Consider the following 20,793-nt stretch of genomic DNA (forward strand, 5'->3'; position numbering starts at 1 on the left):
GATGCATCGCGTTGCGCCAGCGCGGCCTTCGCGCGCCGCCGGCACGCACCATGCTGACGCGGCCAACGCGTTTTGTCCATTTGGTCCAACTGGCACAGACGTTGCATGGCGAAAGGCATGCCAAGCACGAGGACCGACACATGACAACGCTGCTGTCCGTACCCATCATCGATCTCGCGCCCTACTTCGCCGGCACGGCCGAAGGCAAGGCGCAGGTTGCGGCCAAGGTCGACGAGGCCTGCCGCAGCATCGGCTTTCTGGTCATCACCAACCATGGCATTCCGGCCGAGCTGATCGCGCGCGTGTCGCAGCTCTCGCGCCGCTTCTTCGACATGCCGCTGGCCGAGAAGCGCAAGGTCGACCGGCCACGCGAAGACGCGGTGCGCGGCTACAGCGCGGTGGGCGAAGAGGGGCTTTCGTACAGCCTGGAAGAGGCCGCGCCCGGCGATCTGAAGGAATCGTTTTCCGTCGGCCCCTCGAACGTGCCGGACGACGACTACCACCGCGGCCCTGCCGCCGGCCCGCACTTCGAGCCCAACAGCTGGCCGCCGATCGACGGTTTCCGCGAGGCGTACGAAAGCTACTTCGAGGCCATGAGCGATCTCTCGCGCTCGCTGATGCGCATCTTCGCGCTCGGGCTTGCGTTGCCCGAGACTTTCTTCGACGACAAGATCGACAGGCACATCAGCATGTTCCGCGTGCTGAGCTATCCGCCGCAGCGCGAAGCGCCGCTGCCGGGCCAGCTGCGCGCGGGCGCGCACAGCGACTACGGCAGCCTCACGATCGTGCTGCCCGACGACAAGGGCCTGCAGGTGTTCAACAAGGCGGACCAGTGGGTCGACGTGCCGCAGGTGGAAGGCGGCCTGGTGGTCAACATTGCCGACCTGATGATGCAGTGGACCAACGACCAGTGGGTGTCGACGCTGCACCGCGTGGTCAACCCGCCGTTCGAGGTGGCCAGCACCAACCGCCGCCAGTCGCTGGTGTTCTTTCACCAGCCCAACTACGACGCGATGGTCGAGTGCCTGCCAAGCTGCCTGGCACCGGGCGAGCAGCCGAAGTACGCACCGATTTCTTCGGGCGACCATCTCACGTCGAAGTTCGTCAAGCAGACGACCTTTGGTGGGACCAAGGTCGCGGTCTAGATGAAACCTCGCAGCTTTTTGCGTCGCTTTGAGGTTCGTTGTTCAGGGCGCGCTCCCGCCGACGGGGTACCTTGCTCCGCGAATGTCCTCCGGCCTTCGGCCTCCCCCTTAATTTCGCTGCGCAAGGCACCCCATCGACGGGAGCGTTGGACAGAGCGGCTGTTGATCAGCTGTTCACCAGCGGCGTGCCCAAGTGCCCAGGGCATCGGGTGCTCCCCGCAGCGAAATAAAGGAGGAGGCCGAAGGCCGGGGGACATTCGCGGAGGGGAGTACCCGGTGGCCTGTGCACGCGCCCTGAACAAGAGCGCCCCGAACAACGGCGCCAAGAAAAACTGACATGCCCCATCTCTCCTACGTCAACGTCTTCGCCAAAGACGTGGCCGCGCTCAGCGGCTTCTACCAGCGCGTGTTCGGCTTCCCGGAGATCGAGGCCATTCGCTCGCCGATCTTTCGCGGACTCGACACCGGCAAATCGAGCCTCGGCTTCAACGCGCTCGATGCCTACGAACTGCTGCACCTGGCCGAATTTTCCGACACGCGCGGCGTGAAGTTTCTGCTGAACATCGACGTCGACAGCAAGGACGACGTCGACCGCATGGTGCCCATTGCGCTCGAGGCCGGCGCCACGCTGGTCAAGCCGCCCTACGTCACCTACTACAACTGGTACCAGTCGGTGCTGCTCGACCCCGAGGGCAATGTGTTTCGCATCAACTTCATGATGTGACGCACGCGGCACGCCCTCTTCTTCTTTCTCCCCGTTCTTCGACACGCTCCCCACGAAAGGTTGCTCCATGCTGTTGCGCACTCCCACCCACGGCTTCGCCTTCGGCCTTGCATCGGCGCTCGCGGCCGGCGGCGCGTTGTTCACGCTTCCCGCCGTGGCGGCCGACGGCTTCACGCTCAAGGACAAGCCGAAGATCGCCATGCTCTACTTCGGCCCGAAGAACGACGGCGGCTGGACGCAGGCCTTCGACGAGGCGCGCGTGAAGATCGAGAAGGAGATCGGCCAGAAGATCCAGTTCGTCGAGAACGTGCCCGAAGACGCATCGGCCATCAAGCCCGCGGCCGAGAAGTTCATCCAGCGCGGCGCCAACATCGTGATCGGCACCGCCTTCGGCTACTCCGACAGCTTCAAGGACCTGGCCGCCAAGTACCCGGAGGTGGCTTTTCTCAACGGCTCTGGCACCACCAACGGCAGCAACCTCGAATCGTTCTACGGCCGCACCTACGAGAGCCAGTACCTCTGCGGCATGGCCGCGGGCGCGGCCTCCAAGACCGGCAAGCTCGGCTTCGTCGCGGCCAACCCCTTTGGCGTGGTGAACTGGACCATCAACGCCTTCGCGCTCGGCGCGCAGAAGATGAACCCCAACGCCACGGTCAACGTGATCTACACCGGCGCCTGGAACGACCCGGTGAAGGAGCGCGCCGCCGCGGCCGCGCTGATCGACCAGGGCGCCGACGTGATCGGCCAGCATGTCGACTCGCCCACGCCGCAGATCGTGGCGCAGGAGCGCGGCGTGTACGGCACCGGCCACCACCGCGACCTGCGCCAGTTCGCGCCCAAGGCCACGCTGTGCTCGTCGGTGTGGGTGTGGGACCGCTTCCTTTCGCCCGAGCTCAAGAAGATCATGGCCGGCAACTGGAAGCCCGGCCAGTACGGCGCCTTCATCGAGATGAAGGACGGCGGCACCGACATCGCGGGCTTCGGCCCCGCGGTGCCCAAGGACAAGGCGTCGCAGATCACGGCCGAGCGCGACGCCATCATGAAGGGCAAGCAGGTCTACGCCGGCCCGCTCGCCGACCGCGACGGCAAGGAGCGCGTGGCCAAGGGCGCGGTGCTGTCGGATGCCGACCTCTGGAAGATGGACTGGTTCGTCAAGGGCGTGGTGACGCAGAAGTAAGCAAAAAAAAAGAGCACCGCCCATGCCCAACGCGCTCCAGCTCACCGGCATCCGCAAGTCCTTCGACGGCTTTGCGGCGCTGACCGACGCGCACTTTGAAGCGCGCTGGGGCGAAGTGCATGCGCTGCTGGGCGAGAACGGCGCGGGCAAGTCGTCGCTGATGAACATCGCGGCCGGGCTCTATGCGCCGGAGGCGGGCCAGCTGCTGGTCGACGACAACCCGGTGCGTTTTGCCGGACCGCGCGATGCGGCCAGGCACCGCATCGGCATGGTCCACCAGCATTTCAAGCTGGTGCGGCCGTTCACGGTGGCAGAGAACATTCTGCTCACCGCGCGGGCGCCGGCCGAGTTCCAGAGCCACGGGGAGCGCCTGCGCGAAATCTCTCGCGACATCCGCAACAAGGCCTCGGAGCTGGGCTTCGAGATCGATCCATCGAAGCGCGTCGATGCGCTGTCGATTGCCGAGCAGCAGCGCGTCGAGATTCTCAAGGTGCTGCTGGCGGGCGCGCGCATCCTGATCCTCGACGAGCCCACCGCGGTGCTCACCGACCAGGAGGCCGCGCGCCTCTTGCAGACGGTGCAGGGCCTCGCACGCGGCGGCTCGGCCGTGGTGCTGGTCACGCACAAGATGGCCGACGTGAAGACCTATGCCGACCGCGTGACGGTGATGCGCGGCGGCCGCACGGTGGCCACGCTGGCGCCGGGCGCCACCTCGGTGGCCAAGCTCGTGAAACTTACCGTGGGCGAATCGATTGCCACGCAGGGTTTCCAGGCGGCGAAGTCGCCGCGCGGCCCGGTGCGGCTCACGGTGCGCGGCTTGCGCTCGGCGGCATCGCCCGAGGGCCGCCGCGTGCTCGACGGCGTCGAGCTCGAACTGCATGCGGGAGAGATCTACGGCCTGGCCGGTGTCGGCGGCAACGGACAGGGCGAGCTGGCCGGCGCCATCATGGGCCTGCCGGATGCCGGTGGTGCACTCGAAGGCGAGATCCACCTGAACGGCCACGGCGACCTCAAGGCCATGAGTGCACCGGAGCGCCGCAACGTGGGCATTGCCGCGATCCCGGCCGACCGCTACGGGCTCGCGCTGGCTGGCGGCCTTTCGGTGGCCGAGAACTACGCCATCGGCCGCGTGCACACCGGCCGCTACGGCCCGGCCTGGCATCTGCGGCGCGGCCGCATGCAAGACGACACGCAGCAAGCGGTGCGCGACTTCGATGTGCAGGGCGTGCGCTCGGTGGCGCAGAAGGCCGCGCTGCTGTCGGGCGGCAACGCGCAGAAGCTGGTGCTCGCGCGCGAGTTCGGCAAGGCGCCCTCGCTGGTGCTCGCGCACAGCCCGAGCCGCGGGCTCGACGTGCGCGCGAGCGCCGAGGTGCATGCGCGCCTGCGCGCCGCGCGCGACGGCGGCGCCGCGGTGCTCTTGATCAGCGAGGACCTCGACGAGGTGCTGCAGCTGGCCGACCGCGTGGGCGTGATGGCGCGCGGGCGCATCGCCGGCGAATTCGCGCAGCCGGCCGACCGGCAGGCCATCGGACAGGCGATGGTGGACCATGGTTGACGCCACGCTCGCGGCCATCGCGCAGCCGGCGCAGACCGATCCGGAGGCCGCGCAGCGCGCACGGCGCCAGCCGCTGGCGCGCCGGCGTTACGCGCTGGAGATCCGCCAGCACATGGGATGGCGGCGGCAGGCGCTGATCCTTGCGGCGGCGCTCCTTGCGGGCTTGGCGATCTCCGCCGCCATCCTGGTGGCGGCCGGCGTTCCCGCCAACGAACTCGCCAACGAGTTCGTGATGCAGACCTTCTTCGACGGCCAGAACTTTCGCGCCGTGCTGTTCCAGGCCGCTCCCATGATCCTCGTGGGCCTGGCTGGCGCGCTGGCGTTTCGCGCGCGCTTCTGGAACCTGGGGCTCGAGGGCCAGATGATCTGGGGCGCCATCGGCGCGACGGCCGTCTCGATGTGGCAGCTCGGGCCCGAGCCGCTGCGCCTGCCGCTGATGTTCGCGGCTGCCATCGGCTGCGGGCTGCTCTGGGTGCTGGGGCCGGCGTGGCTGAAGATCAGGCTCGGCGTGAACGAGATCATTTCCACGCTGATGCTCAACTACATGGCGGCCAACTTCCTGCTGCACCTGGTCTATGGCAGCTGGAAGGACCCGAAGGACAACTTCCCCTATTCGCCGCAGTTCCGCGCTTTCGAGCGGCTGCCCGAACTGGGGGCCGGCGTGAGCAGCGCGATCGTGCTCGCGGCCGTGGTGGCGCTCCTTGCATGGTGGCTGGTGGGCCTGAGCCGCGCCGGGCTGTACCTGCGCTTCGTCGATGCCAATCCGCGCGTGGCGCATGCCAATGGGGTGCCGGTGCGCCGCACCATCTACGGCGCCGTGCTGCTGTCGGGCGCGATGGCCGGGCTCGCGGGCCTGGCGGTGGCTTCCGGGCAGGAAGGGCGGCTCACGCAGGCCTTCTACCAGGGGTACGGCTTCTCGGGCATCCTGATTGCCTTTCTTGCGCGCAACAACCCGCTCGCGGCCACGGTGGTGGCGCTGCTGGTGGCGGCCCTGTTCGTCACCGGCCGCAGCCTGCAGGTGTTCTACCAGGTGCCGTTCTCGATGGTGCAGCTGATCCAGGCCATCATCGTGGTGTGCGTGGCATCGAGCGATTTCTTCATTCGCCATCGCTTGCGCCGCGTGGGTGCGGAGGCGGTGCAATGAGCGGCGGCATCGTTCTCAACTGGCTCGCAAGCACGCCCGACTTCGCGGTGCCCTATGCGCTCGCGGCGCTGGGCCTGATCATCAGCGAGCGCGCGGGCGTGCTGTCGCTCGGCGCCGAAGGGCTGATGTTGGTCGGCGCGCTCGCGGGCATCGGCGCGCAGATCGCCATGGGACAGCCGGCCGTGTCGCTGGTGCTGGCGATGCTCGCGGCCAGTGCGGTGTCGCTGCTGTTCGCGGTGATGGTGATCTGGCTGCGCGTGAACCAGGTGATCGCGGGGCTCGCGCTGGTGTTCTTCTGCCAGGGCCTCACGGCGCTGGTCGGCTCGCTCGCCGAATGGACCAACCATGCCACCGGAGGCATCGGCGCGATGGCGCTGTGGCCGCTGTCGCTCCTGCCCGGCGCCGGCCGGCTGTTCGAGCAGAACGCCATGGTCTGGCTCACGCTGCCGATCTTCCTTGCCGTGGCGTGGTTTCTCTCGCGCACCTCGGCGGGGCTCCGGCTGCGCGCGGTGGGCGAGAACCCGCAGGCGGCCGATGCGGCCGGCATCCGCGTTGCCCTGTGGCGGCTGGCCGCGGTGCTCGCGGGCTCGGCGCTGGTGGGCCTCGCGGGAGCGTACATCTCGGTGGTCAGCACCAAGCTGTGGATCGCGGGCATGACCGGCGGGCGCGGCTGGATCGCGGTGGGGCTGGTGATCTTCGCGCGCTGGTCGCCGTGGAAGGCGCTCGTGGGCGCGCTGCTGTTCGGCTGCATCGAGGCGCTGATCCCCCAACTGGCCGCGGCCGGCGTGCAGCTGCCGCAGTACTTCGTGATGATGACGCCCTATGCGGTGACGCTCGGGGTGATGGTGTGGGTCGCGCTCTCGCGGCGCGGCGCCGACGAAGAGCCCGGTGCGCTGGGCCAACCCTACGTGCGGGAAGAACGCCGATGAAGGCCTGGATCTACAACCAGGAGCGCGAGCTCGACGCGGCGCAGTTCGCCGACTACCTGGACCCGGCCAGCACCGCGGTCGTGTCCATCGACATGCACCGCGGCCACCTGGACGACGGCCCCGACTGCCCCTGCCCCGCCCCGCGGGCGCGCGACGTGGTGGCGCCCATCGACGGCTTCCACGACGCGGTGCGTGCGCTGGGCGTGCGCATCGTGCACATCCGGTCGGTGCTGCGGCCCGGCGGCGTGGACGACGTCCACGGCATTCCGTCCGCCTGGCGCCGCACCTTTCCGCTGCACGTGGGCGAAATTCCGAATGCCGACGCGCACGCCATCGAAGGCTCGAAGTGGACCGAGTGGGTCACGCGCGTGGCGCCCGGCGACATGCGCGTGGACAGCAAGCGGCGCCTCTCGGCCTTCTACCCGACCGACCTCGACTTCCTGCTGCGCAACCAGCGCATCGAGACGGTGGTGCTCAACGGCGGCTTCACCGACTGCTGCGTGCTCAACACGGCCTTCGACGCCAGCAACCGCAACTACCGCGTGATCGTGCTGCGCGACCTGGTGCGCGGCACCGATGCGCACCTGGAAGACGCGGCGCTTGCGATGGTGTCGCTGCACCTGGGGCTGGTGCTCGACTCGGCCGAACTGCTGCGCCAGTGGCGCGGCTGAAAGTCCGTCAGTCCGCCAGTCCCAGCCAGCGCCGCGCCACGGCCTGCATGTCGCCCTGCGCGGACTCCCACACCAGCTCGGGCGCCGCCACGTGCACGCCCGGTGGCGCGATGCGCAGCGCCAGGTCGACCAGCTCGGCCACCTTCGACGCGCGCACCGGCTGCTCGCTGCTCGGCACCATGAAGCGCACGATCGAGAGCATCCAGGCCGCGAGCCTTTCGGCGGGGTTGGTGAACTTCGCATGGAGCGGCTTGCGCGCCGAACGCACGAGGATCACGCGGTCGAAGCCGTTGGCGACCACGGCCTGCTCGTCGAGGCTCGCGAGCCCGCGCTTGAGCGCCTCGGGCAGCTTGCCCTGGTCGTGCGGCTGCACGATGGCCAGCGTGCGCACGCCGCAGGCGCGCAGCCAGCGCGCGAGCTCGGGCAGGTCCGAAGGCTGCGGCACCCAGAGCGCGCGTTCGCGATCGTGGTAGAGCCGCGGCGGGTCGAAGGCGATGACGGCGCTGTCGGCCGAGGTCAGCGGCCATTGCGCGATCGGCAGGCCGGGGGCGAGGTAGGTTTCGACGCCGCGCAGCCCGTCGCGGATCGGTTCGCGCGCCAGCACGCGCGCATGGGCGAAGCGGTGGCTGCCCGCGAGCCGGCGCAGCAGCTCCTGGCCCAGGGCGCCGGTCGCACCGGCCACCAGCAGCGTGCCGGCGCCTGCCGCGGCGGCGGGCGCTGGTGCTGCGCGGTTGGCGCCCCGCAGGGCATGGAGGGGATCAAGGGCCATGGAGCCTTCTATGCTAACTTCGGCTTCCTTCTGCGGAGGTAATGCAAATGACGATGATGAAACGCTGGCTCCTGATTCTTGCGGCCGCCCTGTCCCTGAGCGGCTGCGGCTACAACCAGTTCCAGTCGCTCGACGAGGCCAGCAAGTCGGCCTGGAGCGAGGTGCTCAACCAGTACCAGCGGCGCTCCGACCTGGTGCCCAACATCGTGGCCACCGTGAAGGGCGAAGCCAGCTTCGAGCAGGACACGCTCACCAAGGTGATCGAGGCGCGCGCCAAGGCCACCTCGATCCAGGTCTCGCCCGAGACGCTCAACAACCCCGAGACCTTCAACAAGTTCCAGCAGGCGCAAGGCGAGCTGTCGAGCGCGCTGTCGCGGCTGATGGTGACGGTCGAGCGCTATCCGGAGCTCAAGGCCAATCAGGCCTTCCGCGACCTGCGCGTGACGCTCGAAGGCACCGAGAACCGCATCACCGTGGCGCGCAACCGCTACATCCAGACGGTGCAGGAGTACAACGTGCTGGCGCGCAGCTTCCCGACCAACATCACGGCCAAGATCTTCAGCTACCAGCCCAAGCCCAACTTCTCGGTGCAGAACGAAGCGCAGATCTCCACTCCGCCAACCGTCGACTTCAGCGCTCCCAAAAAGTAAGACATCCACGCGATGGCCCTTGCCCTGATCCGCCGCACGCTGGCCACCGTCCTGCTGGCCGCGGCCGCATGGGGCGGCCTTGCGGCAGCGGCGTGGGCGCAGGGCCTGCTGCCGGTGCCGGCGCTCACGGCACGCGTGATCGACCAGACGCAGACACTGGCCGAATCCGAGCGCACCGATCTCGAAGCCAAGCTGGCCGCATTCGAGCAGCGCAAGGGCTCGCAGATGGTGGTGCTGATGGTGCCCACCACCGCGCCCGAAGACATTGCGAGCTACGCCAACCGCGTGGGCAACGCCTGGAAGATCGGACGCAAGGAGGTCGGCGACGGCATCCTGGTGATCGTGGCCAAGAACGACCGCAAGATGCGCATCGAAGTGGCCAAGGCGCTCGAGGGCGCGGTGCCCGACCTTGCGGCCATCCGCATCATCGACGAGGAGATGAAGCCGCGCTTTCGCAACAACGACTTCGCGGGCGGCCTGAACGCGGCCGTGGCCCGGCTCATCGGGCTGGTCGACGGCGAGGCGCTGCCCGCGCCTTCCAGCGGCGGCGACGGCAAGGACTCCAGCGAAGGCATCGACTGGGAGAACCTCGCGATCTTCCTGTTCATCGGCGTCTTCATTGCGGCGCCGATCGTGCGCTCGATCGTCGGCAAGAAGCTGGGCTCGGTGGTCATGGGCGGCGGCATCGGCGTGATTGCCTTCCTCATCACGACCAGCATCGTCATCGCGGTGCTGGCGGGCCTGGCGGCGCTCATGGTGTCGCTGTTCTCGGCCGTGGCGGCGACGAGCCCGGCGCGGCGCGGCGGTGGTGGCGGCGGGTTCGGCGGCTGGGGCGGCGGCGGTGGTGGCGGCGGCTGGAGCAGCGGTGGCAGCAGCGGAGGCGGAGGCGGTGGTTTCAGCTCCGGCGGCGGCGGCGATTTCGGGGGCGGCGGCGCCTCGGGGGACTGGTAGGCATGGCATCGGCAACGCTTTTTTCGAAGCTGGCCCGCATCTGGCGCCACCAGTGGATAGACGAGGCCGATGTGCGGCGCGTGCTGCCCGATGCCGCCATGGAGCGCCTGGCGGCACGCGTGGCCGCGAGCGAGCGCCGCCACAGCGGCGAGATCCGCATCTGCGTGGAAGCGGGCCTGCCATGGTCCTACCTGCGGCGCCATGCCTCGGCGCGCGAGCGTGCCGTCACGCTGTTCGGCAAGCTGCGCGTGTGGGACACCGCGCACAACAACGGCGTGCTCATCTACCTGCTGCTGGCCGAGCATGCGATCGAGATCGTGGCCGACCGCGGCATCGATGCGCACGTCGACGATGCCGAATGGGCCGCGATGGCGCAGCGCATGGGCGCGGCCTTCCGCGAAGGCCGCTTCGAGGACGGGCTCACGCAGGCGCTGGAAGAAATGTCGGCCTTGCTGGTGGCGCACTTTCCGCTGGCCGAGAACGAGCCTGACACCAACGAGCTGCCCGACCAGCCCGTCGTTCTTTGAATTTCTCCCTCCCCTCCCGGGGGAGGGCCGGGGTGGGGGCAAGCGGCGTTGGCATGGGCACGCTCTGCCTGCCCCCATCCCAGCCTTCCCCCGGGAGGGGAAGGAGCTCATACCCTACTCCGATACGGGCAGCGCCCACACGCTTTCTCCACCCACCGCATAGAAGCGCCGCCCCGGCGCGCGCTCCATCAACCAGCCGCCCGTGAACTCGCCGAAGGCCGGCAGCACGGCCTGCTGCGCATCGCTTGCAAAACACGGCAGCCGCACGCTGTCGCGCCCCGGGCCATGCAGCCTGCACACCGGATGCAGGTGCCCCGCGAGCACGAAGTGCGTCGCATGCGGCTGCGGATGGTGGCAGCAGGCAAAAGGCCCGAGCAGATAAGGCTCGTCGACCACCTCGATGCCGAGCTCGGCGGGCGGATCGCCCGCGCGGCTGTCGTGGTTGCCCCGCACCAGCGTCATGCCGATGGACGCATGCGCCGCGCGCCAGGCGGCCAGCGCCGCCAGCACCTGCGGCGTGCGCGCCTGCGCCGCATGCAGGAAATCGCCAAGGAACACGATGCGCTGCGGCGCATGGGCCGCCACGAGCGCATCGAGCCGCGCCAGGTTCTCCTGCGTGGTGCCGCCCGGCACCGGCTGGCCGAGCGCGCGGTAGGTCGCGGCCTTGCCGATGTGCAGGTCGGCAATGAACAGCACGCGGCCTTCGGGCCACCAGATGGCGTGCTCGGGCAACAGGTGCAACAGTTCGCCGGCCCACTGGACCGGGAGCGCCGATGCTGGGAGATTCGAAGCGGTCACGGGCCACGAGTGTCGCAAAAGACGCGCGGGCCGGCGGCCTTCTTGCAATTCACCCCGCGAGCCCCAGTTCTTCAGAATGACCGACACGCCTTCGCTGCACATCGTCTGCCCGCATTGCCACACGACCAACCGCGTGCGCGCGGCGCAGCTGGGCAGCGCGCCCGACTGCGGCAACTGCCACCGCGCACTGTTCACCGGCCATTCCACCGCGCTGCCGGACGAAAAGACCTTCGACCGCCACATCGCACGCAATGAAATCCCGGTGCTGGTGGACTTCTGGGCGCCCTGGTGCGGCCCCTGCCGCCAGATGGCGCCGGGCTACGAACAGGCCGCGGCGCAGCTCGAACCGCAGGTGCGGCTCGCCAAGGTCGACACGGAAGCCGTGCCGGCACTGGGCGCGCGCTTCAATATCCGCAGCATCCCGACGCTGGCGCTGTTCCGCGGCGGCCGCGAAGTGGCACGCCAGGCCGGCGCCATGGGCGCGGCGGACATCGTGCGCTGGGTCAAGGCGCACGGCGCGGGCTGAGCTGCATCGGGCGGCTCAGAGCGGCGGCAAGGGCCGTGAGGGCCGCCTGCGCTCGCGGCGCGGCGCAGCCGGCGGCTTGCCCGGCCCTTCCTGGCCGAACGCGAGCGTGCTTTTCACGCGCTCCACGCCGCCGGCCGTGACCACGCCGCCCGCGGCCTTTTCGAGCTGCTCGACCATGCGCGCAATGCGGTCAGCCACGTTCTCGTTCGACAGCTTCTCGCGGAACAGCTCGACCATGAGCGGAAACGAAAAAGGCGTGGGCCGCTCGAGCGGCTTCAGCACCAGCTGCTGGGTCGCCATGCGTGCGAGGCTGGCTGCCAGGCGGCCGATTTCAAGCTCCTGCGCGAGCAGTTCCTGCTCGGCCTGCAGCAGCAGCTTGTTCGCCGGGTCGTACTTGCGGAACACCTCCCAGAACAGCGAGGACGAGGCCTGCAGCTGCCGGCTGCTGCGCTTCTCGCCCGGATAGCCCTGGAAGATCAGCCCCGAGACGCGCGCAATCTCGCGGAAGCGGCGCTGCGCGAGTTCGCCCGCGTTGAGCGAGGCCAGCACCTCGTGCAGCAGCGTGGCATGCGCATCCTCGCCCTGCGGCAGGCGCAGCACCTGGGGCAGCAGCGCGGGCCAGTCGACCGGCGTGGCGCTCAGCAGCTCGAAGCCGTAGTCGTTCACCGCAATGGAGAAAGTGCGCGCCTCGTGCTGCGCCACGCGCCAGGCCAGGAGGCTCGCAAGCCCCATGTGCACGTGGCGTCCCGCGAAGGGATAGAGGAACAGGTGCGAGCCTTCGCGCGTGGCCAGCGTTTCGGCCAGCAGCGTCTCGGGCGTGGGCAGGGCCGACCATTGCTGCTGGATCTCGAGCAGCGGCCGCACGCACTGCAGCTCGGGCGATGGATAGCGCCCCTCGCCGGCCAGCGCGAGCTGCTGCACCACCGCATCGGCCAGCGTGGTCGACAGCGGCATGCGCCCGCCGTTCCAGCGCGGCACCGCGGCGCGCTTGCCGGTGGCGCGCCGCACCCAGGCCGTCATGTCGTGGATGCGCACGAGCTCGAGCAGCCGGCCGCCAAACAGAAAGCAGTCGCCGGGCTTCATGCGCGCCACAAAGCCTTCCTCGACGCTGCCGATCCGGGCGCCGCCCATGTACTGCACCGCCATGCTCGCATCGCTCACAATGGTGCCGATGTTCATGCGGTGGCGCCGCGCGAGCCGCGCATCCGGTACGCGCCAGACGCCCTCCGCATCAGGCACCGCGCGGCGGTAGTCGGGATACGCGGCCAGCGATGGCCCGCCCTGCGACACGAAGGACAGGCACCACGCCCAACTCTCGCGCGACAGATCCGCATAGGCGGCGGTGCCGCGCACTTCGGCATACAGGTCGTCGGGCACGAAGCCGCCGCCGAGCGCCACCGTCACCAGGTGCTGCACCAGCACGTCGAGCGGCTGCACCGGCGTGTGGCGCGCCTCGATGTGGCCGGCCGCAATGGCCGCGCGCGCCGCGGCGCCTTCGACCATCTCGATGCTGTGCGTGGGCACGAGCGTGATGCGCGAGGGCCGGCCCGGCGCATGGCCCGAGCGCCCCGCGCGCTGCAGCAGCCGCGCCACGCCCTTGGGCGAACCGATCTGCAGCACGCGCTCGACCGGCAGGAAGTCCACGCCCAGGTCCAGGCTCGAGGTGCAGACCACGGCCTTGAGCTCGCCGTTCTTCAGGCCCAGCTCGACCCACTCGCGCACCGCGCGGTCGAGCGAGCCGTGGTGCAGCGCGATGAGGCCGGCCCATTCGGGCCGCGCCTCGAGCATGGCCTGGTACCAGATCTCCGATTGCGAGCGCGTGTTGGTGAACACCAGCGTGGTGCTGCTGGCGGCAATCTCGTCGAGCACCTGCGGCAGCATCGTGAGGCCCAGGTGCCCGCCCCACGGAAAGCGCTCGGCGCGGCCGGGCAGCAGCGAATCGACCACCAGCTTCTTGGGCACCGCGCCCTGCACCAGCACGCCTTCTTGTTCACCGAGCAAGGCGTGCATGGCCTCCTGCAGGTTGCCGAGCGTGGCCGACATGCCCCACACCGCGAGCCCCGCATTCCAGCGCCTGAGCCGCGCGAGCGCCAGCTGCACCTGCACGCCGCGCTTGTTGCCGAGCAGCTCGTGCCATTCGTCGACCACCACCATCTTCACGCGGCCCAGCCCCTCGCTCGCATCGGCGCGCGCGAGCAGCAGCGAAAGGCTCTCGGGCGTGGTGACGAGCACCGTGGGCAGGCGCTCGTTCTGCGCGCTGCGCTCGGCCGACGAGGTGTCGCCGCTGCGCGCACCGGCGCTCCAGCGGTGCACGTCGATGCCCTGGGCATCCATGGCTTCGAGCGGCTGCTGCAGCGCGCGCAGCGTGTCGGCCGCGAGCGCGCGCATGGGCGTGATCCACAGCACGGTGAGCGGCGGCGGCGGCGTGGCCTTTGCGCTGCGCGAAGGCGGTGGCGCCGCGGACGAGAACGCCTGCAGCGCGCCGAGCCACACCGCGTAGGTCTTGCCTGCGCCGGTGGTCGCGTGCAGCAGCCCGGAGCGGCCCGCGGCCACGGCCTTCCATACGTCGCGCTGGAACTTGAAGGGCTTCCAGCCGCGCGCTGCAAACCAGGCGTCGAGCGCCGCCTTGACGGCCGCTGCCTTGCTCCTTCCCCTTCCGGGGGAAGGCGGGGATGGGGGCTCGCGGCCTTCGACGACAGGCGGCGGGTTCTTGATGCGCCGCTTGCCCCCACCCCTGCCCTCCCCCGGAAGGGGAGGGAGAAATTCGGGGTCCACGGGCGCGGTCATGACGGCAGCAATGCAGCGAGCGTCTGCAAGGTATCGGCCTCCGCCACCGGCTTGTCCTCGCGCCAGCGCAGCATGCGCGGAAAGCGCACCGCGATGCCGCTCTTGTGGCGCGTGCTGCGCGCAATGCCTTCGAAGCCCAGTTCGAACACCAGCGTGGGCTTGACGCTCTTCACCGGGCCGAAGCTCTCGACGGTGGTCTTGCGGATGATCGCGTCCACGCGCGCCATCTCGGCGTCGGTCAGGCCCGAATAGGCCTTGGCAAAGGGCACGAGCTTGCGGTCCCCCTGTTCGGGCGGGCCGTCCCAGACGGCGAAGGTGTAGTCGCTGTAGAGGCTCGCGCGCCGGCCGTGGCCGCGCTGCGCGTAGACGAGCACGGCGTCGATGCTGAGCGGATCGATCTTCCACTTCCACCACACGCCCACGTCCTTGGTGCGGCCCACGCCGTACTGCGCGTCGCGGCGCTTGAGCATCATGCCCTCCACGCCCAGGCTGCGCGCGGCTTCGCGCTGGCGTGCGAAGTCGCTCCACGCGATGCCGGTGAGCATCGGGCTCGGCAGCAGCGACGGGTGCTGCATGCGCGTGACGAGTTCGTCGAGCAAGAGCCGGCGCTCCGATTGAGGCAGCGCGCGCAGGTCGCGCCCTTCCCATTCGAGGATGTCGTAGGCCAGCAGCACCACCGGGATCTCGCGCAGCAGCTTCGCGCCCAGCGTCTTGCGGCCGATGCGTTTCTGCAGCTCCGCGAAGGGCTGCACGCGGTCGTCGCGCCAGACGGCAATCTCGCCGTCGAGCACCGTGCCGTCGGGCAGCGCATCGCCCAGCACGGCCAGCTCGGGAAAGCGCTCGGTCACCAGTTCCTCGCCGCGCGACCACAGCCAGCTGGCGCCCGCGCGCTTGACCAGCTGCGCGCGGATGCCGTCCCACTTCCATTCGACGATCCAGCCGGCCGGCGGGCCGAGCGCGGCATCGAATTGTTCGAGCGGCAGGTTGAAGGCATGCGCAAGAAAGAACGGGTAGGGCTGCCCGCTGGTTTTTTGCACCTGCTCCGCGCCCGACTCCGGCGCGATCAGCGCGCGGTAGTCTTCCGCGCGCGGCCGGCCGCCGATGTGGGTGTAGCCCATGAGGCGCTGCGCCACGCGCTTGGGATCGATGCCGCCCACGCCCGCGAGCGCCTGCGTGACCTGCAGCTTCGACACGCCCACGCGGAAGGCGCCGGTGATGAGCTTGAAGTACACCAGCCGCTCTTCGGCCGCGAGCTGGCGCCACTGCGCGCGCAGCCGCGCGGGCAGTTCGTCCGGCGCCGCCTTGCCGGCTTCGCGCAGCGGCAGCAGGTGCTCTTCGACCCAGCGCGCCAGGCCGAGGTCGTGCGCCTCGGTGGGCGGCGGCAGCAGCAGCGCAATGGTCTCGGCCAGGTCGCCGACCGCCTCGTAGCTTTCGTCGAACAGCCACTCGGGCAGGCCCGCCGCTTCCTGCGCGAGCAGCCGCAGCAGCTTGGTGGGCACGAGCTGGCGCGGCTTGCCGCCGGCCAGGAAGTACACGGCCCAGGCGGCATCGGCTGGATCGGCCTCGCGCAGGTAGCGCTGCAGCGCGGCCTGCTTGGCAAGGCTCGAGGTGCTGGCGTCGAGCTCGCGGTAGAGCGCCGCGAAGTCCTTCATGGCCCTGTTGCTCCTTCCCCTTCCGGGGGAAGGTCGGGATGGGGGCCGGCAGCGTCCGCATCGGGCGCCGCTTGCCCCCTCCCCGGCCCTCCCCCGGAAGGGGAGGGAGTTTCCCGCTCGTCGTCTTCATCGCCGTACTCGGTCCTGAAGCCCTGCGCCTCCAACCCGTTCTCGCTGAGCCAGCGCACCATCACCGCCACGCTGCCGTGGGTGACGAACACCCGCTCGGCCCCCGTGCCCGCGATGGCCTGCTGCAGGCCGGGCCAGTCGGCGTGGTCCGACATCACGAAGCCGCGGTCCACGCCGCGCCGGCGGCGCGTGCCGCGCAGCTGCATCCAGCCGCTTGCGAAGGCGTCGGCATGGTGGCCGAAGCGGCGCATCCACGGCGTTCCCTGGGCCGAGGGCGGCGCCAGCACCAGCGCGCGCTTGAGCAGCGCGGCATCGACGCCCGCATCGGTCACGCGCAGCGTCTGGGGCAAGGCCACGCCCGCGGCGCGGTACACGGCATTGAGCGGCTCCACGGCGCCATGCACCACGATCGGCCCGATGGAAGCATCCACGCCATGCAGGATGCGCTGCGCCTTGCCGAAGGCATAGCAGAACAGCACCGATGCGCGGCCGGCCTCGGCGTTGGCGCGCCACCAGCCGTCGATCTCGGCGAACAGCACGGCCTGCGTGGGCCAGCGGTAGATCGGCAGGCCGAAGGTCGACTCGGTGATGAAGGTGTCGCAGGGCACGGGCTCGAAGGGCGCGCAGGTGCCGTCGGGCTCGGTCTTGTAGTCGCCCGAGGCCACCCACACGCGGCCGCCGTGTTCGAGCCGCACCTGCGCCGAGCCCAGCACGTGGCCGGCCGGATGCAGCGAGATGCGCACGCCGTGGTGCGCGATCGCCTCGCCATACGGCAGCGTCTGCAGCGCGATGTCGCCGCCAAGGCGGGTGCGCAGCGTGCCGGCGCTGTCGGTGTGCGCGAGGTAGTGGCCGTGGCCGGCGCGCGCGTGGTCGGAATGCGCGTGGGTGATGACGGCGCGCGCCACCGGCCGCCAGGGGTCGATGTAGAAATCGCCGGGCGGGCAGTAGAGCCCCTCGGGGCGAGCAACGACGAGATGGTCTTCTTCCTTCGCGGCCATGGCCCGCCATGGTAGGCGCTGGCGGGCCGCTGCGGCGCCGAACACGGGCCGCGAAGCGCTGTGGGCCGGCGCCTACTTCTGCTTCTTGTGCCCGCCCATCATCTCGAGCACGTTCATCTTCATGCCGTTGGACATCACCATGTCGCCGGGCTTCTGGTCCGCCTTGCAGGGGCCGATCCAACGGGCTTCCATGACGGCCGAGCCCTCGGCGCGCCCCATCAGCGGCGGGCTGTAGCTCGACTTGCTTTCCATGCGGTAGGCCGAGCTGAAGTCGCCGCTCATCACCGCGTGCGTGGTGGCGGTGGTGGGGCCGACCTTGCAGACCGAATCGACCACCAGCTTGCCGCCTTCGTTGCGCAGCTCCTGCTTCGAGCAGCTGTCCTTGCCCATGCCCTGCCCCATGTCGCGCAAGGCCTTGTCGCTGGCCGCGTCGATGCACTGCTGGACGGTCTGGCTCGCGCCCTTGGCGCCGGTGCCGTCGCCGGTCTGTATTTCCCAGAGGCCGGGCTTGCGCGCCGGATAGTCGACGGCCAGCGCGGGCAAGGCCGTGCTGCAGGCCAGCATGAAGAGGGCAATGGTGGACAGGCGAATCTTCATGGCGGGCTCCGCATCGGTTCGAAGAAAAGGATGCCTGGGTTCTACCGCGCGCGGCGCGCGGGTGGAATAGCGCAATCGGCCTACGCCGGCCGTGCCTGCACCGCCGCTGCCGCCGCCACGGCCTTGCGGGGACGCGAGGCCAGCCCGAAGCCGATGCCCAGCGCCAGCCCGCCGAGCACGTCGACCAGCACGTGCTGGCGCACCGCCATCGTCGAATAGACGATGGCCACGGCCCACGCGATGTTGAGCGCGCGAGCCCACGCGGGCGCCGCCACCTCGCGCAGCTGCCGCGCGAGCACCACGCAGGCGAACACGGAGAACGACACATGCAGCGACGGAAACGCGTTGCCGGCCGCATCGACGGTTTTCAGCAGATGCAGCGAGGTGCCCGGGCGGGTGTCGATGCCGAAGTTAGGGATGGCCGTCGGCACGAACCAGAACACCACCAGCGCGATGCCGGTCATGAAGGCGCAGCCGAGCGCAAAGCTCCAGAGCTCCCGCCTGTCCTTGGCCAGGAACACCGGCAGCGCGATGTAGAGCCACAGCGAAAGATAGACCGGCAGCAGCGCCGGCCAGAAGGCGATCAGCCGGTCGAACGCGGTGAGCGGCAGCGTCCAGGGCGGGCCGGCGTTCTTCATGATCCAGAAATACAGCGGGAAGAACCCCGCGGTCGCGACCGTGTTGCCGACCAGCTTCAGCGGCCAGAGCGCACGGCACCGCCGGCCCAGGGCGCGAAGCCAGGGCTGCGGGTTCGAAGGCGGCGGATGCTCGAAAGAAGAAGGTGTCATGAACGCCCGATGCGGTGCGCCTGGAACTCGCGCATGCGAGCCCGCGGCCCTACCAGGGCGTCCATTTTGATTCGCTTTGGGCCGAGGCCACCGTGCGCTCGATGAAGCGCACGCCGCGCGCGCCGTCTTCCACGCGCGGGTAGTCGGCCGCGATGGGATCGGCCGGCTGGCCTGCGTTCCGCGCGCGGATGTCCGCCACCACGCCGGCGTAGATGTTGGCAAAGGCCTCGATGAAGCCTTCGGGATGGCCGGCAGGCAGGCGGCTGGCGCGCTGCGCCGCCTCGCACAGCCAGGGCGAGCCGCGCGTGAAGATCTGCTTCGGGCCGTCGTGCGGCAGGTGCACCAGCTGGCTCGGCTGCTCCTGCCGCCATTCGAGCGTGCCGAGCGTGCCCGAGACGCGCAGCCGCAGGTCGTTCTCCAGGCCGGTGTTGATCTGCGAGGCAATCAGCACGCCGCGCGCGCCGCCCTTGAAGCGCAGCAGCAGGCTGCCGTCGTCGTCGAGCATGCGGCCCGGCACCAGCGCGCTCAGGTCGGCGCACAGGCTCTCGATCTCCAGGCCGGTGACGCTCGCGACCAGGTTCTCGGCGTGCGAGCCGATGTCGCCGATGGCGCCGGCCGCGCCGCTCCGCGCGGGGTCGGTGCGCCAGTCGGCCTGCTTGTTGCCGGCGCCTTCGAGCTGGCTCGCGAGCCAGCCCTGGTTGTATTCGACCACCACCTTGCGCAGCTCGCCGAGCCGGCCAGAGCGGACCATCTCTCGCGCCTGCCGCACCATCGGATAGCCGGTGTAGTTGTAGGTCACGCCGAACAGCGTGCCCTGCTTCTTCACGGCCGCGACCAGCGCATCGGCCTGCGCGCGCGTGTGCACCAGCGGCTTGTCGCACACCACGTGGAAGCCGGCTTCGACGAAAGCCTGCGCGACCGGGAAGTGCACATGGTTGGGCGTGACGATCGAGACGAAGTCGATGCGCTCCTCGGGCGGGCGCTTGAGCTCGTCGGCCAGCAGCGACTGCCAGTCGCCGTGGTTGCGGCCGTCGGCCAGGTGCAGGTCGCGGCCCGAGGCGCGCGCCTTGTCCGGACTCGACGACAGCGCGCCGGCCACGAGCTCGATCTGCCCGTCGAGCGCCATGGCGTTGCGGTGCACGGCGCCGATGAAGGCGTCGCGGCCGCCGCCGACCATGGCGCAGCGGAGCTTGCGGGGAGGTGTATCGCTCATCAATATCCTCGATGGTCCTGGGTCACTGTCCCCTCTCCCTCCGGGAGAGGGAGCAAGGCGAACTCAGAACGGCGAGTTCGGGTGGTAGAAGTCCTTGGCGTTTTCCTTGGTGATCAGCACCGAAGGAATGATCGTGGTCGCAGGCAGCTTCTCGCCCTTGAGCCGCGCCTCGGCCGTGAGCTTGATCGCGTCGTAGATGAACTTGGGCGAGTAGCTCACGTCGGCGCCGATGCGCTTGTCCTTGCCGTCCATGATGGTCTTGACCATGCCCTTGGCGCCCGCGCCGCCGAAGATGATCTTGATGTCGTCGCGCTTGGCCTGCTCGATGGCCTTGAGCACGCCCACGGCCATGTCGTCGTCGGCGGCCCAGATGGCGTCGATGTTCTTGAAGCGCGTGAGGTAGTCCTGCGTGACCTTGAAGGCGTCGTCGCGGTTCCAGTTGGCGTACTTGGCGTCGAGCAGCTTGATGTCGGGATGGTTCTTGAGCACCGCGTTGAAGGCGTCCATGCGCTCGTTGTCCAGCGTGGTGGCAATGCCGCGCAGCGCCACCACGTTGCCCTTGCCGCCGAGCTGCTTGGCGATGTACTCGGCCGGAATGCGGCCGAAGGCGGTGTTGTCGCCGGCCACGTAGGCGTCCTGCGCGCTGGTGTCGGTGAGGCCGCGGTCGACCACGGTCACGTAGGCGCCCTTGGCCTTGACCTGCGCCACCGGCTTGGTCAGCGCGGCCGACTCGAACGGAAACACCACCAGCGCATTGATCTTGGTGACCGTCGACAGGTCTTGCAGCTGGTTCGCCTGCTCGGGCGCGTTGGCCGCGGTCTTGATCGTGATCTTCAGGTCCTTGTGTTCCTTCTCCAGGTCCTTCTTCGCCTGGTTGGCCCAGTAGTTGATGCCGCCCATGAAGCTGTGCGTGGCCGCCGGAATCGAGACGCCGAGGTTCACTTTCTCGGCGGCGAATGCGGGCAGGCTCGCGAGCGCCGCGGCCGCCACGGCCGTGAGTGCGATGCGACGTGTGAAGAAGCTTGTCATGCTGGATGTCTCCTTGTGGTTGATGAGTGATGAA

At 69.5% G+C, this 20,793-nt stretch carries 20 protein-coding genes; 11 read left to right on the plus strand and 9 right to left on the minus strand.

The window, feature by feature from the left end; genetic code table 11:
* Window positions 1–140 precede the first annotated feature (140 nt).
* The 7 genes from AC1DSC_RS27160 (at window position 141) to AC1DSC_RS27190 (ending at window position 7,345) form a co-directional block, all read left to right on the plus strand.
* Entirely contained in the window at window positions 141–1,145 is a 1,005-nt protein-coding gene (locus tag AC1DSC_RS27160; RefSeq protein ID WP_436288141.1) for an isopenicillin N synthase family dioxygenase, read from the plus strand.
* Window positions 1,146–1,482: 337 nt separating this feature from the next.
* Window positions 1,483–1,869: a VOC family protein gene (locus AC1DSC_RS27165; RefSeq protein ID WP_436288142.1), complete on the plus strand. Its 387-nt coding sequence runs from the start codon at window positions 1,483–1,485 to the stop codon at window positions 1,867–1,869.
* Window positions 1,870–1,936: 67 nt separating this feature from the next.
* Window positions 1,937–3,046, plus strand: a complete 1,110-nt coding sequence (locus AC1DSC_RS27170) for a BMP family ABC transporter substrate-binding protein (protein WP_436288143.1) — start codon at window positions 1,937–1,939, stop codon at window positions 3,044–3,046.
* A 22-nt stretch (window positions 3,047–3,068) separates the two neighbouring features.
* A complete protein-coding gene (locus tag AC1DSC_RS27175) occupies window positions 3,069–4,601 on the plus strand; it encodes an ABC transporter ATP-binding protein (protein ID WP_436288144.1) in 1,533 nt (510 codons plus the stop codon).
* The gene (locus AC1DSC_RS27180; RefSeq protein WP_436288145.1) at window positions 4,594–5,745 is read left to right on the plus strand and encodes an ABC transporter permease; all 1,152 of its coding nucleotides are present in this window, start codon (window positions 4,594–4,596) and stop codon (window positions 5,743–5,745) included. Before AC1DSC_RS27175 ends, AC1DSC_RS27180 begins: the two co-directional genes overlap by 8 nt.
* Window positions 5,742–6,674: an ABC transporter permease gene (locus AC1DSC_RS27185; protein WP_436288146.1), complete on the plus strand. Its 933-nt coding sequence runs from the start codon at window positions 5,742–5,744 to the stop codon at window positions 6,672–6,674. The genes AC1DSC_RS27180 and AC1DSC_RS27185 overlap by 4 nt, the downstream gene beginning before the upstream one ends.
* On the plus strand, window positions 6,671–7,345 hold the full coding sequence (locus AC1DSC_RS27190; RefSeq protein WP_436288147.1) for a cysteine hydrolase family protein: 675 nt from the start codon (window positions 6,671–6,673) through the stop codon (window positions 7,343–7,345). Before AC1DSC_RS27185 ends, AC1DSC_RS27190 begins: the two co-directional genes overlap by 4 nt.
* 7 nt (window positions 7,346–7,352) lie before the next feature.
* On the opposite strand, the gene AC1DSC_RS27195 is transcribed toward AC1DSC_RS27190, so the two are convergent.
* Window positions 7,353–8,114 (minus strand): hypothetical protein, encoded by a 762-nt coding sequence (locus tag AC1DSC_RS27195; protein WP_436288148.1) that lies wholly within the window; start codon window positions 8,112–8,114, stop codon window positions 7,353–7,355.
* Window positions 8,115–8,170: 56 nt separating this feature from the next.
* On the opposite strand from AC1DSC_RS27195, the gene AC1DSC_RS27200 reads away from it, so the two are divergent.
* From AC1DSC_RS27200 to AC1DSC_RS27210, 3 genes are read left to right on the plus strand one after another with little or no spacing between them, the layout of a single operon-like run.
* Complete coding sequence (locus tag AC1DSC_RS27200) at window positions 8,171–8,764, plus strand: LemA family protein (protein ID WP_436288310.1); 594 nt, start codon at window positions 8,171–8,173, stop codon at window positions 8,762–8,764.
* A 12-nt stretch (window positions 8,765–8,776) separates the two neighbouring features.
* The gene (locus tag AC1DSC_RS27205; RefSeq protein WP_436288149.1) at window positions 8,777–9,715 is read left to right on the plus strand and encodes a TPM domain-containing protein; all 939 of its coding nucleotides are present in this window, start codon (window positions 8,777–8,779) and stop codon (window positions 9,713–9,715) included.
* A gap of 2 nt (window positions 9,716–9,717) precedes the next feature.
* The gene (locus tag AC1DSC_RS27210) at window positions 9,718–10,242 is read left to right on the plus strand and encodes a TPM domain-containing protein (RefSeq protein ID WP_436288150.1); all 525 of its coding nucleotides are present in this window, start codon (window positions 9,718–9,720) and stop codon (window positions 10,240–10,242) included.
* 114 nt (window positions 10,243–10,356) lie between these two features.
* On the opposite strand, the gene pdeM is transcribed toward AC1DSC_RS27210, so the two are convergent.
* Complete coding sequence (gene pdeM, locus AC1DSC_RS27215; RefSeq protein WP_436288151.1) at window positions 10,357–11,040, minus strand: ligase-associated DNA damage response endonuclease PdeM; 684 nt, start codon at window positions 11,038–11,040, stop codon at window positions 10,357–10,359.
* Window positions 11,041–11,116: 76 nt separating this feature from the next.
* Here pdeM and trxC point away from each other — a divergent pair, with 76 nt between their 5' ends.
* Window positions 11,117–11,566 (plus strand): thioredoxin TrxC, encoded by a 450-nt coding sequence (trxC, locus tag AC1DSC_RS27220; protein ID WP_015867617.1) that lies wholly within the window; start codon window positions 11,117–11,119, stop codon window positions 11,564–11,566.
* Between the two features lie 15 nt (window positions 11,567–11,581).
* On the opposite strand, the gene AC1DSC_RS27225 is transcribed toward trxC, so the two are convergent.
* The 7 genes from AC1DSC_RS27225 to AC1DSC_RS27255 all read right to left on the minus strand — a co-directional run bounded on the left by AC1DSC_RS27225 (window position 11,582) and on the right by AC1DSC_RS27255 (window position 20,759).
* Window positions 11,582–14,353, minus strand: a complete 2,772-nt coding sequence (locus tag AC1DSC_RS27225; protein WP_478131983.1) for a ligase-associated DNA damage response DEXH box helicase — start codon at window positions 14,351–14,353, stop codon at window positions 11,582–11,584.
* Window positions 14,350–16,005: an ATP-dependent DNA ligase gene (locus AC1DSC_RS27230; protein ID WP_436288153.1), complete on the minus strand. Its 1,656-nt coding sequence runs from the start codon at window positions 16,003–16,005 to the stop codon at window positions 14,350–14,352. The genes AC1DSC_RS27225 and AC1DSC_RS27230 overlap by 4 nt, the downstream gene beginning before the upstream one ends.
* Window positions 16,002–17,132 carry a ligase-associated DNA damage response exonuclease gene (locus AC1DSC_RS27235; protein ID WP_436288154.1) on the minus strand — a complete coding sequence of 377 codons (1,131 nt, stop codon included), beginning with the start codon at window positions 17,130–17,132 and terminating at the stop codon, window positions 16,002–16,004. The genes AC1DSC_RS27230 and AC1DSC_RS27235 overlap by 4 nt, the downstream gene beginning before the upstream one ends.
* A 72-nt stretch (window positions 17,133–17,204) precedes the next feature.
* On the minus strand, window positions 17,205–17,729 hold the full coding sequence (locus tag AC1DSC_RS27240; RefSeq protein ID WP_436288155.1) for a DUF3617 domain-containing protein: 525 nt from the start codon (window positions 17,727–17,729) through the stop codon (window positions 17,205–17,207).
* A gap of 80 nt (window positions 17,730–17,809) precedes the next feature.
* Window positions 17,810–18,517, minus strand: coding sequence for a phosphatase PAP2 family protein (locus tag AC1DSC_RS27245; RefSeq protein WP_436288156.1), 708 nt, complete (start codon window positions 18,515–18,517; stop codon window positions 17,810–17,812).
* Between the two features lie 49 nt (window positions 18,518–18,566).
* Window positions 18,567–19,730, minus strand: coding sequence for a Gfo/Idh/MocA family protein (locus AC1DSC_RS27250; protein WP_436288157.1), 1,164 nt, complete (start codon window positions 19,728–19,730; stop codon window positions 18,567–18,569).
* A gap of 63 nt (window positions 19,731–19,793) precedes the next feature.
* The gene (locus AC1DSC_RS27255) at window positions 19,794–20,759 is read right to left on the minus strand and encodes a substrate-binding domain-containing protein (protein ID WP_436288158.1); all 966 of its coding nucleotides are present in this window, start codon (window positions 20,757–20,759) and stop codon (window positions 19,794–19,796) included.
* Window positions 20,760–20,793 lie beyond the last annotated feature (34 nt).

The sequence above is a fragment of the Variovorax sp. 01N425 genome, assembly GCF_056399465.1.

Coding starts and splice junctions, on each gene's coding strand:
- AC1DSC_RS27180 (WP_436288145.1), top strand. CDS start 4,594: ATGGTTGACGCCACGCTCGCGGCCATCGCGCAGCCGGCGCAGACCGAT.
- AC1DSC_RS27170 (WP_436288143.1), top strand. CDS start 1,937: ATGCTGTTGCGCACTCCCACCCACGGCTTCGCCTTCGGCCTTGCATCG.
- AC1DSC_RS27195 (WP_436288148.1), bottom strand. CDS start 8,114: ATGGCCCTTGATCCCCTCCATGCCCTGCGGGGCGCCAACCGCGCAGCA.
- AC1DSC_RS27240 (WP_436288155.1), bottom strand. CDS start 17,729: ATGAAGATTCGCCTGTCCACCATTGCCCTCTTCATGCTGGCCTGCAGC.
- AC1DSC_RS27190 (WP_436288147.1), top strand. CDS start 6,671: ATGAAGGCCTGGATCTACAACCAGGAGCGCGAGCTCGACGCGGCGCAG.
- AC1DSC_RS27250 (WP_436288157.1), bottom strand. CDS start 19,730: ATGAGCGATACACCTCCCCGCAAGCTCCGCTGCGCCATGGTCGGCGGC.
- AC1DSC_RS27205 (WP_436288149.1), top strand. CDS start 8,777: ATGGCCCTTGCCCTGATCCGCCGCACGCTGGCCACCGTCCTGCTGGCC.
- trxC (WP_015867617.1), top strand. CDS start 11,117: ATGACCGACACGCCTTCGCTGCACATCGTCTGCCCGCATTGCCACACG.
- AC1DSC_RS27225 (WP_478131983.1), bottom strand. CDS start 14,353: ATGACCGCGCCCGTGGACCCCGAATTTCTCCCTCCCCTTCCGGGGGAG.
- AC1DSC_RS27185 (WP_436288146.1), top strand. CDS start 5,742: ATGAGCGGCGGCATCGTTCTCAACTGGCTCGCAAGCACGCCCGACTTC.
- AC1DSC_RS27210 (WP_436288150.1), top strand. CDS start 9,718: ATGGCATCGGCAACGCTTTTTTCGAAGCTGGCCCGCATCTGGCGCCAC.
- AC1DSC_RS27230 (WP_436288153.1), bottom strand. CDS start 16,005: ATGAAGGACTTCGCGGCGCTCTACCGCGAGCTCGACGCCAGCACCTCG.
- AC1DSC_RS27165 (WP_436288142.1), top strand. CDS start 1,483: ATGCCCCATCTCTCCTACGTCAACGTCTTCGCCAAAGACGTGGCCGCG.
- AC1DSC_RS27245 (WP_436288156.1), bottom strand. CDS start 18,517: ATGACACCTTCTTCTTTCGAGCATCCGCCGCCTTCGAACCCGCAGCCC.
- AC1DSC_RS27255 (WP_436288158.1), bottom strand. CDS start 20,759: ATGACAAGCTTCTTCACACGTCGCATCGCACTCACGGCCGTGGCGGCC.
- AC1DSC_RS27175 (WP_436288144.1), top strand. CDS start 3,069: ATGCCCAACGCGCTCCAGCTCACCGGCATCCGCAAGTCCTTCGACGGC.
- AC1DSC_RS27160 (WP_436288141.1), top strand. CDS start 141: ATGACAACGCTGCTGTCCGTACCCATCATCGATCTCGCGCCCTACTTC.
- AC1DSC_RS27235 (WP_436288154.1), bottom strand. CDS start 17,132: ATGGCCGCGAAGGAAGAAGACCATCTCGTCGTTGCTCGCCCCGAGGGG.
- AC1DSC_RS27200 (WP_436288310.1), top strand. CDS start 8,171: ATGAAACGCTGGCTCCTGATTCTTGCGGCCGCCCTGTCCCTGAGCGGC.